Consider the following 13,086-nt stretch of genomic DNA (forward strand, 5'->3'; position numbering starts at 1 on the left):
CGCATGGTACCGACCCAGCCGGTTGTTGCGCTCGATCCCGCGCCGGGCGATGCCACGCCCGCAGCCACCGCCGGTGCACGAGATGGTCGTAGCCCTTGTCCGCCCGAACCCGCCCGAACCCGGCCGGGCTCGCGGCGGGGCGGCCCCCGATGCGAGCGCACCATCTTCGATCGCGGTGACCATCGGCAGCAACATCACACTGCCGTGGGTGTTCGCGCAGGTCACTGTCGACGTCGATAGAGGTGAAGTTCTTCTTGCCTGACATGAACTTCAATCATGAAATGGAGACCGGTCCGGTTGTGCCGGTCACGGTCCACTGTCCGTCGACCTGGTCGAGGACGTAGGTGAGGCCGAGTCCGCAGTCGATGCCGCACCAGAGTCCCGCGCTGATATGGACTGTTCCGTCGTCCTGCGGCCAGGTGGGGGACAGGCCGACGATGACGCCGTCGTGTGCGACCCCGGTCAGGCCCTGCCGTGCGGGATCTGCGTACTGCTGCGGATCGGCGGTGAACTCGACCGGCGGCAGATCCGCGGACTGCGCGGTGATCTCGTTCTTCAGTTCCGTGTCGAACGGTGGCCCGTCGGCGACGGTGAACATGTGTGCGCTGCGTGAGGCAGGGCCGTCGATGATGTAGACGGACCCGATCGGGGTCGGTGCTGTCGCGAAGGGATTGTCGACAAGGATGAGGTGGTGTAAGGCCACGGCATAGAGCTGTGACTGCTCGCTGGATGGCAGAGGACTCGTGGGCGGGTCGAGTTGATCGGTGCCCGCGTCGGTGTCTGTGCTCGCGCAGCTGGCCAGGATGGCAGCAAGGACCACCGAGAAGGTCGCCGCTCGAACGCTCATGGTTCGGAGGGTACCGATTGCCGAGGTGATGCCGGCTTTTCGTGGATCCTCCGGAGGGGTCGGCTCGCCCGACACCCGCCGGTGGTTGTGCTCTGGTGCGGGGGTGCGTGCGAAGGTGAGTTATGACTGTCGCTGGGCGTCCGGCTCGTTGGTGGACTGTGCTGTCGGGGGTGACTGCGGTCTTTGTCGGGCTGGTGTGCGGGGTGATCGTGTGGACGTTCGTCCCGCCGGTGGTGTTCTTCCCGTGGTTTGCTCTGGCGTCCTGGGTTCTTCTGATCCTGGGGGCGGTGTGGTTGGTGGTCGGGTTGATCGGCTGGTTCAAGGTTCGCGCTCTGCGCGCGACCGCGATCGCGCCGGCGTTGGTGCTTGCCACTGCGGTGTTGGTGGTGTTGTCGGTTCCGTCGACGGTGGCGTTTGCGGTGTCGAAGGGGTCTTTGGTCACAGCGTCGGCGCAATGTGCGCCGTCCTGGGACGGTCGGCGGATCGGTGTGTATCAGGTGTGGCGGATTCAACCCGTCGACGGTGGGTGTCTGTTCTACATCGAAGGTGGGCTGATCGACCCGATCGGACTTGCGTATCTGCCCGGTGGCGCGCCGTATCTGGGTAAGCCCCGCCACGACGGCGACATCGGGTACGAGCAGTACAGCGGCGATTGGTATCGATTCGTGGAACGTTTCTGAGCTCTGCCCGTAGGCGGCGGTAGCGCGCTGAGTTGATTGCTGGACGGCGACCCCTGAGGCCGACCGGTCTGTCGGCGGTTCGTATCGCGATCCTGTAGCGCCGCGAAGGCGATCACCGTGATAATCAGGATGGATGTGTGCGATCGGGTGCGATCGGGTGCGGTCGGGTGCGGTCGCGCTGTCGTTCGACCGACAGCCCACGGGGCTATCGCCACGAGCGCGACCAACCCGATTGCCAACGGCGTCATACCGATGAGACTGCCGGAAAGACCGTGCGCCGGTGCGCAAGACGTCGGCGAACCTGCGGACGCCGGTATCGCGCGAACGTGTCGGTTTCCGGTGCCACTGTCGAAGTGCGGGCGGTCAGGCTTCGGACCAGGTTTCGGTGTTGGTAACACGCACCCAGTCGACGATGTCGCCGTCGGCGTGGACGTCGTCGGTGAGCCAGAATGTTTCGTCGGGTGCCCAGCCCGCGATCACCGACGCCGTGTCACCGTCGACGTCGATGGCAGTGCCCGCCGCGGCGAGATAACCGGCCACGGTCAGGTGCACTCCTCCGTACACCTCGGCGACGGCCCGCCAGTCGGGCAGAACCCACTTTCCGTCGCGGCCGGTGGTGCGGTACCAATCGTGACGTTTCTGGGCGGTGACCTCGAGTGGAAACCGCCGGCAGAGTTGCGCCCAGTCGTCGGGCCCGTGGATTTCGAGCACGTCGACGGTGTCGGGAACGAAGTGTCGCCGTGCCCCGGCATGGTTCTCGCCTCCGGAGTCTTCGACGAACCGCAGACATGCGGGTGAGCCGTCGTCCAGTGCTCGTGTGGAGCACAGGACGCCGAGCGGCGTCGACCACCACACCCCGGACCAGTTGGCCGTCGGGTTGGTGGGGCGTTCCCGTGCTGCTCGTTTCTCCTCGGTGACGACCTTCTCGCGCCAGGTGGCGAGCGCGTGCCCGACCCGAGGGACATTGGCGTGTGGTTCGACCCAGCCCAGTGACCACTGCTCGTCCCGCACGATGCCGGCGGTCCACCACCGAGTGTGCTCCGATGCGGTGAGGTGCTCGGCGATGCGTCGCAGTTGCGGGCGCATCGGCTCCGTCGCAGCGAGAATGTCGTCGCCGTCGGGTTCTTGCCAGTATCGGGCGGAGTCGGTGGTGGCGGCGAGCACGGTGCGCAGGTCCTTTTCCGTCACTTGCGGCAGCGGCACGTTTGCCAACCGTCGCGCTACGTCGCCGGGGGAGATGTTCGGGAGGGGTCCGTCGGCACCGTGCCCGTAGAGGACGCCTGCGGTTCCGCGTGCCACGTCGATGCGGTAGGTGGCGTAGAAGACACCCGACGAGAACGAGTCCTGCGTATGCCCGTCGCGGGTACGGTCGTCGGCGATCTGCGCGTATTCGAGGAGAAGACGACGACCGCGCGGACCGGCCGGCAGTGCCTCGGTCAGGTTCGCCGGAGTGTCCCGTGCCGTCATGGCGTCCAGTAGATCATTACCACCGCGACCGTGACGGGCGGAAGATACTGACGCCGCGGCGCGCGGCGTCAGGTCGCCGACCCGACGTGTGTTCGACCTGTCGCGGGGCTCCCACGCTCGTCGCCCGCCACATCTGGATCAGATAATCCTCGACGGGGTCACCGTCGAGATAGCCGTCGAAGCGAGTATCTCTGCCTCGGACGCAGATACGGACTCGGTATCGGTGATTGTCGGGCTCGGTGATGTCGGAACTGTCATTCGGAATCCACCGCAGCCGATCAGGCTCCCTACCACTGCACCGGCGCCGGCCGCCATCGAGCAACCCCGCCCCACGAAGGAGAACTGAGTCGATGTCGCGAAGCGTAATCGAAGACCAACTGCTCGCCGAGGTGGTCACGGGGCTGCCGCTGCCGGACACGGCTCTGGAAGCGGTGGTGGCGGCAGCCCACTGCTGACGGGTGGGAACACCGGACCAGCAAGTGGGCTCCTGGTAAGGGCAGGGACGTAAGCAATCGCCGACCTACCAGGAGTTCGCCCGTATTCGGTCCGTCACACGCCGACGCTCACCGAGTTTTCAGATGCGCCGAGTCGTTGACATTGTGCTGCGGCTCACATACGGTCTCCGCAACACATTCAGATGAAAATATTTCACGTGAATATGTTCCTCCGGGGCGTCCGCTCCTGAGCGTTACCCTTCCACAAGGAGTGTGTCGTCATGGCACTGTCGGTACAGGAACTTCTGGCGAGCAAGGGCATACGCCCGCCGCAGGATCGGATCGCCGCGCTCGAGTCCAAGTGGGCCGAGATCGTTCAGCGACGCGGTGACCTCGAGGCTGTGGCAGTCGACGACGCGGACATTTCTGTTCGCAATATCCCGGGAGGCGACCATGTCCGCTGACGAACTCGTCACCAAGTCGGTGACCGAACTCGCGCCCCTGATCGAGAGCAAGCAGGTGTCCCCGGTCGAGGTCACCACGGCGCTACTCGATCACGCCAAGGCGCTGAATCCGGAGATCAACGCCTACATCAGTTTCCGCGAGCACGCCCTCGACGATGCCCGACGTGCCGAGGAAGAGATCGGCCGAGGCGATTACCGAGGGGTCTTCCACGGAATTCCCTTGGCACTGAAGGACAATCTGTATGTAGGTGGCGAGGTCACCACGATGGCATCGAAGATCCACAAGGACTTCGTGCCCACCGAGGACGCGTCCGTGGTGCGCCGTCTCCGCAACGCCGGCGCCGTGCTGACCGGCAAACTCAACATGCACGAATACGCATGGGGTATCGACAACAACAGTCCGCACTTCGGCAGCGTCCAGAACCCCTGGAATACCGCGAAGGTGCCGGGGGGCTCCAGCGGCGGCTCGGGAGCGGGCGTCGCGGCGCACATGACCTACGCGACCCTGGGCACCGACACCGCCGGCTCGATCCGGATTCCTTCCGCCGCCTGCGGCATCGTCGGCCTCAAGCCGACGCACGGTCGTGTCCCCAAGGACGGATGTTTCCCCCTCGCATGGACTTTGGATCACATCGGACCGATGACCAAGACCGTGGACGACGCCGCGGCGATGCTGCAGGTGATCGCCGGGTTCGACCGTGCGGATCCGACAGCGGTCGATGTCCCGGTGGGGGATTACACCTCCCATCTCACCGGTGATGTCTCCGGATTGGTGATCGGCATCGAGGAGGACTATTACTTCCGCGACGTCGACAACGAGATCGAACGACTCGTACGCGCCCAGATCGACGAGCTCGTGTCTCTGGGCGCCCGGGTACGGACGGTCGAGATCCCGACCCTGCGCTACTCGGAATGGGCCGAACTGGCCACCAGCCTGTCCGAAGCATCAGCGATTCACCACAACGACCTTGTGCACAGGGCCGACGACTTCGGGGCCGACATCCGCTTCCTGTTCGAACTGGGGGAGCTGTTCTCCTCGGTGGACTACCTTCAGGCGCAGCAGGTTCGGCGCCAACTCAAGAACGACTTCGGAGCGGCCCTGTCCGAAGTCGATGTGCTGATCGCCCCGACCCTGCCGGTGATGGCTCCGGACATCGGATCGTCCGAGGCCGACCTCAATGGAACGAAGGTCGATCTCATCGACTCGTTCATCCGGTTCACCGGCCCGAGCAACCTGACCGGCCTGCCCGCGATGTCCGTTCCGGTGGGCTTCAACGGTGATCTGCCCGTCGGCCTCCAGATCATCGGTCGGGCCTTCGACGAGCGCACTGTGCTCAACGTCGGTAAGGCGATCGAAGCCGGCGGACCGATGGGGGATCGGACTCCTCCCGCGCTCCTCTGAGCCTGCTCGACCCACTGCACCTGCTCGACCCGGATATCCGGCCTGCCGATGCCTTCCGGCACGGCACCCGGCCGTCCGGTTCGAGTGGGTGTTTCCTCTCCTCATCGAAGGGATGTCACATGGTCCCCGTGGCACTGTTGTTCGTCGGGGCGGTGCTCCTGGTCAACGGATTGGTCTTCCTCGACAGGGTCACTCCGCGATCGGCCGTGGCAATCAATCTCCTCACCGGCGCCCTGTTGGTCGGTACGGCACTCGTGCTGCTCCTACCCTCGGACAGTGCCTCGTCCGACGGGCTGGCGTCGGCGGTGGCGGCCGGAGGGTTCGCATTGTTCGGCTTCACCTACCTCACGGTCGCGATCAACTCGCTCTCGAACGCTCCCGGCGCCGGCCTCGGCTGGTACTGCGGTTGGGCCGGGGCGGTCGCCCTCTTCCTGTCGATGGTGCATTTCGTTCAGCTCGGGGACGCTCGTCTCGCCTGGCTGTGGCTGGCATGGGCCGTTCTGTTCGCCGCCTTCTTCCTCGCCCTGACCACCCCCGCAGCGGAATGGGCCGGCAAGGCGACGGGAATGCTCACAGTCATGCAGTCGCTGTCCACTGCGAGCATCCCCGCTGCGCTGATGCTTACCGGGAAGTGGGACGACACGCCGGTACTTGCCGTCGCTGTCACGCAGATCGTCGTCGTCATCGTTTACGTTCTCCACGTCGCCGATGCTCGGCGCCGCTATCGATCGACCACCACCCGCGACCGCGCGTCCGTGACGACGACCTGACAATCTACAGTGGAGGACCCATGCGATCAGTGGCCCTGTCGGCCGTACTGATCGGGATGCTGATCGCATACGCACTGTTTGCGCCGCGGGTTCAGATCGTCGACCTGGTCGGCCGTCTGGGCCCGATCGTGCTGTTCCTCGCCACCATTTAGGCCGTGATCAACCTTGCTGCCAGGGCGGGGGTCTTCCACCGGGTCGCCGCAATCGCGGCCAGTGGACGGGCAGCCAGCGGACCAGGGCTATGGATTCTGGTGGTGCTGCTGTCTGTGGTGTCCACGATCTTTCTTTCCCTCGACACCACCGCCGTTCTCGTGACACCCCTGGTATTGGCGCTCGCCGGGCGGGCCGGCAACGATCCGATACCGCTGGCACTGACCGTGGTGTGGATCGCCAACACCGGATCGCTCCTACTTCCGGTGTCCAATCTGACGAATCTGCTGGCGATGGAGACGGGACTGTTCGACGAGACGAGTCACTACGTGAAAGTCGCCGCGATGCCCGCAGCCGCATCGCTCGCGGTAACAGTGGGATTCGTTTGGATGGTGTTCCGCAGGCGCATATGCACACCCACCGGAACCCCGGTAGCGTCGCGCGAGCCCGGCACACCGGCTTCATCGCACCCGCTGCTTCCCTTGGCCGGGATCGTCATGGTGATACTGCTGCCGCTGCTCGCGACGTCGATCCCCTTCTGGTGGTCGACGACGGCGGCGGCCATCGTGCTCGTGACAGCCTTCGCGGTCACAGACCGATCGGCTCTGCGCCCGAGCTTGATCCCGTGGACAGCCCTGGCTCTCGCCATCGGCCTGACCGTTGCGGTTCAGGTCGTTCATTCCCTCGGCGTCGAACAGCTTGTTCGTGCGGCGTTCGCGCACGTGGAGGGCGACTCCGTCGGCACGCTGTTCGTGTCGGCCGCAACAGGAGCGGTGCTGAGCAACCTGATCAACAACATTCCGGCCTACTTGCTTCTCGAGCCTGCGGCCGCGTCCGGTGCAGCCCTGATCGCTCTGCTCATCGGCTCGAATGCCGGGCCGATCGTGACACCGTGGGCCTCTCTGGCCACGCTGCTGTGGGCAGATCAGTTGCGCCGAGCCGGCCACATCGTCCCCTGGCGGCAGTTCGCCGCCCTGGGGATACCACTGGCGATCGGTGCAATCACGGTGTCCGTGGCCGCGTTGTCGTTGTCCCAGCGGTGATCCGGCCGCGTATACACGCTGGTCAGAGAGCGGCAACCACCTCGAAATCCAAACCGTTCGCTTGCGCGAGATAGATCTGCTGCCGCGCTTGGTTCCCCTCGAATCGAACGACGCCGCGAGGACTGTCGAACTCCAACCCGTCGATCCGGGCATCACAGCGGGTCGGATCCAATCCTCCGGCTCGGCGTGCAAGATGGCTGAGAGCGTAGATCCCCTGATAACAGGACTCTGCCATGTTGTTCAGAGCGGGAGCCTCGTAGCCGTTGGCGTTCACGTAACTGCCGACGAACTGCAGAGAGGATTCGGTGTTCAAGGCGCGGAAATAGGCTGCGGATGCGAACAAATTCTCGGTCGTCTCGGCGCCGCCGGCCAGGAGCATGTTCTCTTCCATCAGGGGACTGAACCGGAGCATGCGGTGATGGAGGTCGCGGGCAGCGAAATTTCGGTGGAAGTCCACGGCGTCCTGGCCGACCAGAAGTGTCAACACCGCCTGGCATCTGCTCTCCGCAGCCATCACTGGCAGTTGCGGGTCATCGGCCCGGCCCATCGGAACGAACGACGAACCGACTATGTCCACCCCGAGCGCAGCAGCGAAGTGTCCGATCAGTTGATACGTACGCAACGGCCAAATATAGTCGGCGCCGACGACGTACCACGACCGCACACCGTGGTGATCGCGCAGCCACCGCATCGCCGGATAGATCTGTTGTTCGGGAGATTCTCCCGAACAGTAGACGTTGGAACTGACCTCGCCTCCCTCGTAGAGCGAGGTGTACACATACGGGACCCGACCACGAACGACGGGCGCGAGATGTCTTCGGATCGAGGAGATGTGCCATCCGCTGATCGCATCGAGGGCGCCGGCATCGAGCAGGTCGGACACCTCGGCTGTGACCGCGCGGGGGTCGCGACCGCCATCGATGAACTCGAGCTGAATTTCACGGCCGCCGAACCCGGCTCCCGCATTGAGTTCGCGTCGAGCCAATTCGCTGACGGCCATGCACGAAGGTCCGAAGATACCGCCCGGGCCTTGCAGCGGGATCACCATGCCGACCCGGTAGACCTCCGACCGGCGGTGTGGCGCAGATGCCAGCATCGGATCCTCTCGGGTAATGTCGGCGGAGGTGCATCGGTTCATCGTCCCGCCACTCGTACAGATCGAAGGGCTGAAAAGGCAGGAGACTCACGTGGCTCCCCGAAACTCCGATCGGCTGGCGACCCGAGCAACGGCGATTTCCGGCGATATCGCTACCATCGACTCTCCTTCAGCGGTCGTTGCGCTACTGCAGGCTACCAAAGCCATTGTGTCCTCGCTCACGTCGATCGGCTCCGAATTCGATTTGACCTGCGATGATGTGCTCGTGCTCGATGCACTCGCACGCCACGGAAGCGCATCGATGGCCGAGCTGTCGTCGCATACCGCCATATCAGGAGCCACCCTCACCCGGTCCGTCGACAGGCTGGTCTCCCGGACACTGGTCTATCGTGAGGTGAGCGCCGAAGATCGGCGCCGGGTCGAAGTTCACCTCAGCACCCGCGGAGCCGAAACCCACCGAGCACTGGAAGCACAACTCGCCGAACTCGATGCAAGAGCCGGCCGAATCTGCAGGACTCCGAGTCAGGCGTGAACCGAGCCGAACTCGTGTTCGTTTCGGCGAGTCGAGGTGAACCCGGAGTCGCCCTCCAGATGCCACGTCACAACGATTGCGCCTCCCGGACGGACGCACGGCTGCGTGCCGAGCCGAAACGGCGCGTCAAGCAGATCTCCCGCCAGATCCGCGCCATCAAAAAATCCTCGAACTTCAAATACTGAAGGCATTTCATCATGGATCTTCACGATCCGTGAGAGCAGCCACCGCATCCACAACCCGCTGACCCCCGACAAATTCGCCACCCTCGGACAGGCACTCCACGTCCCCCCGGGACACGGGTACTCGACCTCGCCAGCGGCTCGGGCGAGATGCTCTGCACGTGGGACCGTGATCTGGGATTCACAGGCACGGGCGTGGACATCAGCACGCTCTTCACCGAGCAGGCCCGCGCCCGCGCTGTCGGCCTCGGTCTCGCCGACCGCGTGGCGTTCGTCCATGGCGACGCATCCGGGGCACGTCGCGGACGAGTCGGTCGATCTCGCCGCGTGCATCGGCGCCACGTGGATCGGTAACGTGTCCCTATGGATTCGTCAAGCGGCGGCAGCAGCGGGCGTGCGGTAGAAAGTCTTGTTCTTGAGCATCGCGTAGAGCACGTCGCAACGACGGCGAGCGAGACAGATCAAGGCGGCATTGTGCTTCTTGCCCTCGGCGCGTTTGCGGTTGTAATAGGCACGGCTGGTTGGGTCGTGCAACGACGCGAACGCAGACAAGAACAACGCCCGTTTAAGCTTGCGGTTACCCGACCGAGCTGGGTGCTCACCACGGATCGACGATCCGGAGCGATGGGTCACCGGAGCGATATCGGCATAGGCCGCCAGATGTGCCGCCGAAGCGAACGCCGAACCATCACGGACTTCGAGCAGGATGCGCGCTGCAGTCCTGATGCCGACGCCGGGCATCGACATCAGGACTTGGGAAAGAGGGTGGCCTTCGAGCATCCTCTCCACATCTTCTGCAATGCTCTTGCGCTGTTGCAGAACCTCTTTCAACGAGTCGGCCAGTTTCGGCAGGACGATCTCGGCGGCGTTGCTGCCCGGCACCGTCACCGTTTGTGCATCGAGGGCAACGAGGACCTCCTCGGCCAGTCGGGCTCCCATCCGCGGAGCATGCTTGGTCGCGAGGGCGGTGAGCCGGCGCTTGCCGGCCTGTCGGATACCGACCGGACCGCCGCAGCGCGACAGGATTTCGAGCACCGCCGGATGAGTGATCCGTGGGCCGAGAACGCGTTCGAGCGCGGGGTGGATTCCGGTGAGCAATCCGCGGATACGGTTGCTGATGCGGGTGGCCTCCCCGGCGAGATCGTCGTCGAACCCGACGAGCACCTCGAGCTCGGCCAAGGCTTCGTCACCGACATCGACCCGGCGCAGCGTGTGAGGCATGGTCCGGGCAGTATCGGCGATGATGAACGCATCGCGGGCATCGGTCTTGACTTGTCCGGGGTGCAGGTCGGCGACGCGGCGCATCGTCTGGCCCGGCAGGTAGGCCACGGCGTGGCCGCAGGCGCGGGCGACGGTGACCGGCAGGGCACCGATGGTGTTCGGTTGGTCGACGATCACCAGCACCGAGCCGTGTTCGGCCAGGCGGTCGAACACAGCGCGGAGTTTGGTCTCGTCGTTGGGCAGGGCTTTGTGAACAGTCGAGTGCCGGCGGGGTCGAGTCCGACGGCGTGGTGTTCGCCTTTGCCCACGTCGATGCCGCAGAACACGGCGTAGGTGGGGTCCATGAAGCGCGCCTTTCGTTCCGCTCCGGACGGTCACCGATCCGACGTCGATACCCGGCACCCACGTTACGAGGAGACCTGCCCGATGCCCCGGCACAGCAGGCGGCCGTGTCCCTATCAGCGGTCCATCGACGTCACCAGGTTCGGCGACATCACCCCCCGGATCATTCGAGTGACAGGGGCAAGAAGTCATACCGAACTTGGCGACCGTCGCCCTGTGTTGCAGGGCTACGAAGAAGGTAACGGGGGGGTCGGTGGCGGTGCGGGTTCCCAGGAATCCGGCCAGCAGCTACCAGCGCTCCGAGCATCAGCACGACGGTTACGATCACGGGGCCTCCTGGCAGATAGGGATCAGCGGCGGGTGTGCCGGGGCTGCTGGTACTCGGCGAGGACGAGCGTCACGGCGTCGTCACCGGTGTTCTCACTGCGCAGCCGACGGCAGGCGACGACGCTGCCGAGTGCGGGCCGGTGGCATCCGTCGCCGCAGCGCTACGCCGAGATCGCTTTGGACCTGATGGGAGAACGGCTATTACGAGACCGGTCTGGAGTGGGACGCGCGGCGGGCCCGCGTACAGGCTGCCGCCGACGGCGCTGCGAGCATCCAGGAGTTGCATGGCCCGTTGGCGGCGGCGGTGAAAGTGGCCGGTGGGAAGCACTCGGTCTTCCTCGATCCGGCGAAAGCGGCCCGGTCGTCCTCGGCTGCCACCGCCGAGCTTTCCGAACCTACGGTCACCACAGTGGACAGCATCACCACCGTGACGATTCCTGCCTTGGGTGCGGTGTCGGACGAGTTGCAGCAGCGCTACGCCGACGCCGCGGCGGTCGGCATTCTCGGCGCGGCGGATCGGACCTGCGGGTGGATTGCCGATCTGCGCGGCAACACCGGCGGCACGATGTACCCGATGTTGTCCGGCCTGACCCCGCTGCTACCGAACGGGACCGCGATGACCTTTCGCACCCGCGCGGGCGAGGACATGCCCGTGACCATCTTCGACGACGGTGCCGGGATGGGCGGGACCGTCATCTCGGTCGGTGCTGTCGCGAACATCGCCGATCAGCCTGTTGTGGTGCTCCAGGACGGTGACACGGTCTCGAGTGGTGAGGCGGTGCTCACGGCGTTCCGTGGTCTCGACAACGCCCGGTCGTTCGGGGCGGACAGCGCGGGATACACGTCAGCGAATTCGGTGCACCCGCTCTACGACGGAGCACTGTTGGTTCTCACCGAGAGTACGTATTTCGACCGCGACGGCGTCAATCTCGCCGAGGAACCCGTCGCTGCCGATCACCGCACCTCCAGCGACGGCGCGGAGGTGGCCGCACTGGAATGGTTGCGCGATCACGGATGCAACTGAGCAACGACACCGCTTCGACCGCGTCGGAGGGGCCCATGCCGTCGGGGCAGTCCAGCGCACATTCGACCAATCACGAGTGTCACGCCCACGTCGATCGAGACACGGCGTGGAATCCGTAGGGGCTGATCGCGATGACACATTTCATGTTCAGAGTCGTTGCCTTCCAGGCAGGTTCGTCGAGACGAGTCGGGATCGACATGAGCCATGTTTCCCACGGTGTCCCGGCTGATCGAGGAGGGCGCGGTGCAGCTGACGTAGTAGTCCCACAGTTCCTGCTCACTGAAAACGAATTCCACCGGTGGATCGACGGGCGTATTGTCCGTTGCGGTCAGTTGTAGTTGGCCGGCATCGTCGAGTCCCATCTGATAGCCGGCGCTGCCGCCACAACGAATCACGGACTCGATGACGTCGTCCATACCGGGATCAGGTCCGTCCACGACAACCTTCTGCGGTCTCTTACGGTTCGCTCCATCCCAGCCAGGCGATGTCCGACGGTCGCGCCGGCGATCGCAATGTCGATCCGGGTCTCCGCCGACGGCCGCTTCCCCGCGCAGTGGTCCTTGATCCCGCCGCGACCGACGCCGGATCGTCCCGCGCGGCCGCGGGACGGTCCTCGACGCCGTGACCACCGCCGAGGTTGGGCTCGTTTCTGTGTCCGCCGGCGCGCTCTCCACCCGGGGGTGCGGGGGACGTGTCATCTACGCAGAGCGCAGCGCATCCCGTACTGGTTCGCGTTCGTGCTGTAGGCGTCCGTCGATGCAGCGGGTCCGACGGGTCAGCGGATTTCTTCGATCACGCTCGTACCCTTTCCGGGGCGGGATTCCCAGGCCCAGTTCTCTTCTACGCGTAGGCGACCGTCGGTGAGCACTTCGATCCGACTGTCGCAGACTCCACTCGCGGTAGTGCCGTCGACACTGAGGTGGGTGTAGCGAAAGTGCAGCCGTTCACCGTCACGTGTCCCGACGAGGAAACCCCGCACTATCTCTCCGCCGTCGTAGTCGGCCCAGATGACAGCGTTGTCCTGGTGGTACCGAAAACGTGTGGCGCTACTGACCTGTCCGGTGGGCGAGTTGCTGACACCGGTGAACACTCTGCCCTCGAGGTC

14 protein-coding genes and 2 pseudogenes are annotated in these 13,086 nt (G+C 64.9%); 9 read left to right on the forward strand and 7 right to left on the reverse strand.

Annotation, left to right across the window (positions count from 1 at the left end):
* Both AC6CID_RS24555 and AC6CID_RS24560 read right to left on the reverse strand, forming a co-directional pair.
* A pseudogene (locus tag AC6CID_RS24555) lies at window positions 1-225 on the reverse strand (IS5/IS1182 family transposase); the annotation flags it as partial.
* A gap of 49 nt (window positions 226-274) precedes the next feature.
* Window positions 275-847 carry a hypothetical protein gene (locus tag AC6CID_RS24560; RefSeq protein ID WP_064060948.1) on the reverse strand — a complete coding sequence of 191 codons (573 nt, stop codon included), beginning with the start codon at window positions 845-847 and terminating at the stop codon, window positions 275-277.
* A gap of 170 nt (window positions 848-1,017) precedes the next feature.
* On the opposite strand from AC6CID_RS24560, the gene AC6CID_RS24565 reads away from it, so the two are divergent.
* Entirely contained in the window at window positions 1,018-1,527 is a 510-nt protein-coding gene (locus tag AC6CID_RS24565; protein ID WP_248846237.1) for a hypothetical protein, read from the forward strand.
* A 363-nt stretch (window positions 1,528-1,890) separates the two neighbouring features.
* Here AC6CID_RS24565 and AC6CID_RS24570 read toward each other — a convergent pair whose 3' ends face one another.
* On the reverse strand, window positions 1,891-2,994 hold the full coding sequence (locus AC6CID_RS24570; RefSeq protein ID WP_064060950.1) for a hypothetical protein: 1,104 nt from the start codon (window positions 2,992-2,994) through the stop codon (window positions 1,891-1,893).
* A 715-nt stretch (window positions 2,995-3,709) separates the two neighbouring features.
* Between AC6CID_RS24570 and AC6CID_RS24575 the strand changes: the two genes are divergently transcribed.
* The 5 genes from AC6CID_RS24575 to AC6CID_RS24595 all read left to right on the forward strand — a co-directional run bounded on the left by AC6CID_RS24575 (window position 3,710) and on the right by AC6CID_RS24595 (window position 7,257).
* Window positions 3,710-3,892 (forward strand): hypothetical protein, encoded by a 183-nt coding sequence (locus AC6CID_RS24575; RefSeq protein ID WP_064061644.1) that lies wholly within the window; start codon window positions 3,710-3,712, stop codon window positions 3,890-3,892.
* Window positions 3,882-5,294: an Asp-tRNA(Asn)/Glu-tRNA(Gln) amidotransferase GatCAB subunit A gene (locus AC6CID_RS24580; protein WP_064061643.1), complete on the forward strand. Its 1,413-nt coding sequence runs from the start codon at window positions 3,882-3,884 to the stop codon at window positions 5,292-5,294. The genes AC6CID_RS24575 and AC6CID_RS24580 overlap by 11 nt, the downstream gene beginning before the upstream one ends.
* A gap of 119 nt (window positions 5,295-5,413) precedes the next feature.
* A complete protein-coding gene (locus AC6CID_RS24585; RefSeq protein ID WP_016932901.1) occupies window positions 5,414-6,064 on the forward strand; it encodes an AmiS/UreI family transporter in 651 nt (216 codons plus the stop codon).
* A 20-nt stretch (window positions 6,065-6,084) separates the two neighbouring features.
* Window positions 6,085-6,216, forward strand: a complete 132-nt coding sequence (locus tag AC6CID_RS24590; RefSeq protein ID WP_498354628.1) for a hypothetical protein — start codon at window positions 6,085-6,087, stop codon at window positions 6,214-6,216.
* A gap of 3 nt (window positions 6,217-6,219) precedes the next feature.
* Window positions 6,220-7,257 (forward strand): ArsB/NhaD family transporter, encoded by a 1,038-nt coding sequence (locus AC6CID_RS24595; RefSeq protein ID WP_498354629.1) that lies wholly within the window; start codon window positions 6,220-6,222, stop codon window positions 7,255-7,257.
* Window positions 7,258-7,279: 22 nt separating this feature from the next.
* Here AC6CID_RS24595 and AC6CID_RS24600 read toward each other — a convergent pair whose 3' ends face one another.
* Window positions 7,280-8,305 carry a substrate-binding domain-containing protein gene (locus AC6CID_RS24600; protein WP_157179128.1) on the reverse strand — a complete coding sequence of 342 codons (1,026 nt, stop codon included), beginning with the start codon at window positions 8,303-8,305 and terminating at the stop codon, window positions 7,280-7,282.
* A gap of 64 nt (window positions 8,306-8,369) precedes the next feature.
* Here AC6CID_RS24600 and AC6CID_RS24605 point away from each other — a divergent pair, with 64 nt between their 5' ends.
* Together AC6CID_RS24605 and AC6CID_RS24610 are read left to right on the forward strand one after the other, a co-directional pair.
* Window positions 8,370-8,885: a MarR family transcriptional regulator gene (locus tag AC6CID_RS24605; RefSeq protein WP_498354630.1), complete on the forward strand. Its 516-nt coding sequence runs from the start codon at window positions 8,370-8,372 to the stop codon at window positions 8,883-8,885.
* A 332-nt stretch (window positions 8,886-9,217) separates the two neighbouring features.
* Window positions 9,218-9,421, forward strand: a complete 204-nt coding sequence (locus tag AC6CID_RS24610; RefSeq protein WP_248846298.1) for a class I SAM-dependent methyltransferase — start codon at window positions 9,218-9,220, stop codon at window positions 9,419-9,421.
* 18 nt (window positions 9,422-9,439) lie between these two features.
* Here AC6CID_RS24610 and AC6CID_RS24615 read toward each other — a convergent pair.
* Window positions 9,440-10,632, reverse strand: a pseudogene (locus AC6CID_RS24615) (IS110 family RNA-guided transposase).
* 734 nt (window positions 10,633-11,366) lie between these two features.
* Between AC6CID_RS24615 and AC6CID_RS24620 the strand changes: the two are divergent.
* Entirely contained in the window at window positions 11,367-11,981 is a 615-nt protein-coding gene (locus AC6CID_RS24620; RefSeq protein ID WP_498354631.1) for a S41 family peptidase, read from the forward strand.
* Here the strand turns inward: AC6CID_RS24620 and AC6CID_RS24625 are convergent.
* Window positions 11,966-12,397, reverse strand: coding sequence for a hypothetical protein (locus AC6CID_RS24625; RefSeq protein ID WP_139192961.1), 432 nt, complete (start codon window positions 12,395-12,397; stop codon window positions 11,966-11,968). The two genes, AC6CID_RS24620 and AC6CID_RS24625, sit on opposite strands and share 16 nt — an antisense overlap.
* Before the next feature lie 359 nt (window positions 12,398-12,756).
* Window positions 12,757-13,086, reverse strand: a 330-nt coding sequence (locus AC6CID_RS24630; RefSeq protein WP_498354632.1) for an avidin-fold protein, incomplete at its 5' end; no start/stop codon positions are given.

The sequence above is a fragment of the Rhodococcus sp. GQ147 genome, assembly GCF_059759155.1.

What these genes read in the sequence shown, in the direction of transcription:
- AC6CID_RS24560 (WP_064060948.1), bottom strand. Translation starts at nt 847, where the DNA reads ATGAGCGTTCGAGCGGCGACCTTCTCGGTGGTCCTTGCTGCCATCCTG.
- AC6CID_RS24570 (WP_064060950.1), bottom strand. Translation starts at nt 2,994, where the DNA reads ATGACGGCACGGGACACTCCGGCGAACCTGACCGAGGCACTGCCGGCC.
- AC6CID_RS24575 (WP_064061644.1), top strand. Translation starts at nt 3,710, where the DNA reads ATGGCACTGTCGGTACAGGAACTTCTGGCGAGCAAGGGCATACGCCCG.
- AC6CID_RS24580 (WP_064061643.1), top strand. Translation starts at nt 3,882, where the DNA reads ATGTCCGCTGACGAACTCGTCACCAAGTCGGTGACCGAACTCGCGCCC.
- AC6CID_RS24585 (WP_016932901.1), top strand. Translation starts at nt 5,414, where the DNA reads ATGGTCCCCGTGGCACTGTTGTTCGTCGGGGCGGTGCTCCTGGTCAAC.
- AC6CID_RS24590 (WP_498354628.1), top strand. Translation starts at nt 6,085, where the DNA reads ATGCGATCAGTGGCCCTGTCGGCCGTACTGATCGGGATGCTGATCGCA.
- AC6CID_RS24600 (WP_157179128.1), bottom strand. Translation starts at nt 8,305, where the DNA reads ATGGTGATCCCGCTGCAAGGCCCGGGCGGTATCTTCGGACCTTCGTGC.
- AC6CID_RS24605 (WP_498354630.1), top strand. Translation starts at nt 8,370, where the DNA reads ATGTCGGCGGAGGTGCATCGGTTCATCGTCCCGCCACTCGTACAGATC.
- AC6CID_RS24610 (WP_248846298.1), top strand. Translation starts at nt 9,218, where the DNA reads ATGCTCTGCACGTGGGACCGTGATCTGGGATTCACAGGCACGGGCGTG.
- AC6CID_RS24625 (WP_139192961.1), bottom strand. Translation starts at nt 12,397, where the DNA reads ATGGACGACGTCATCGAGTCCGTGATTCGTTGTGGCGGCAGCGCCGGC.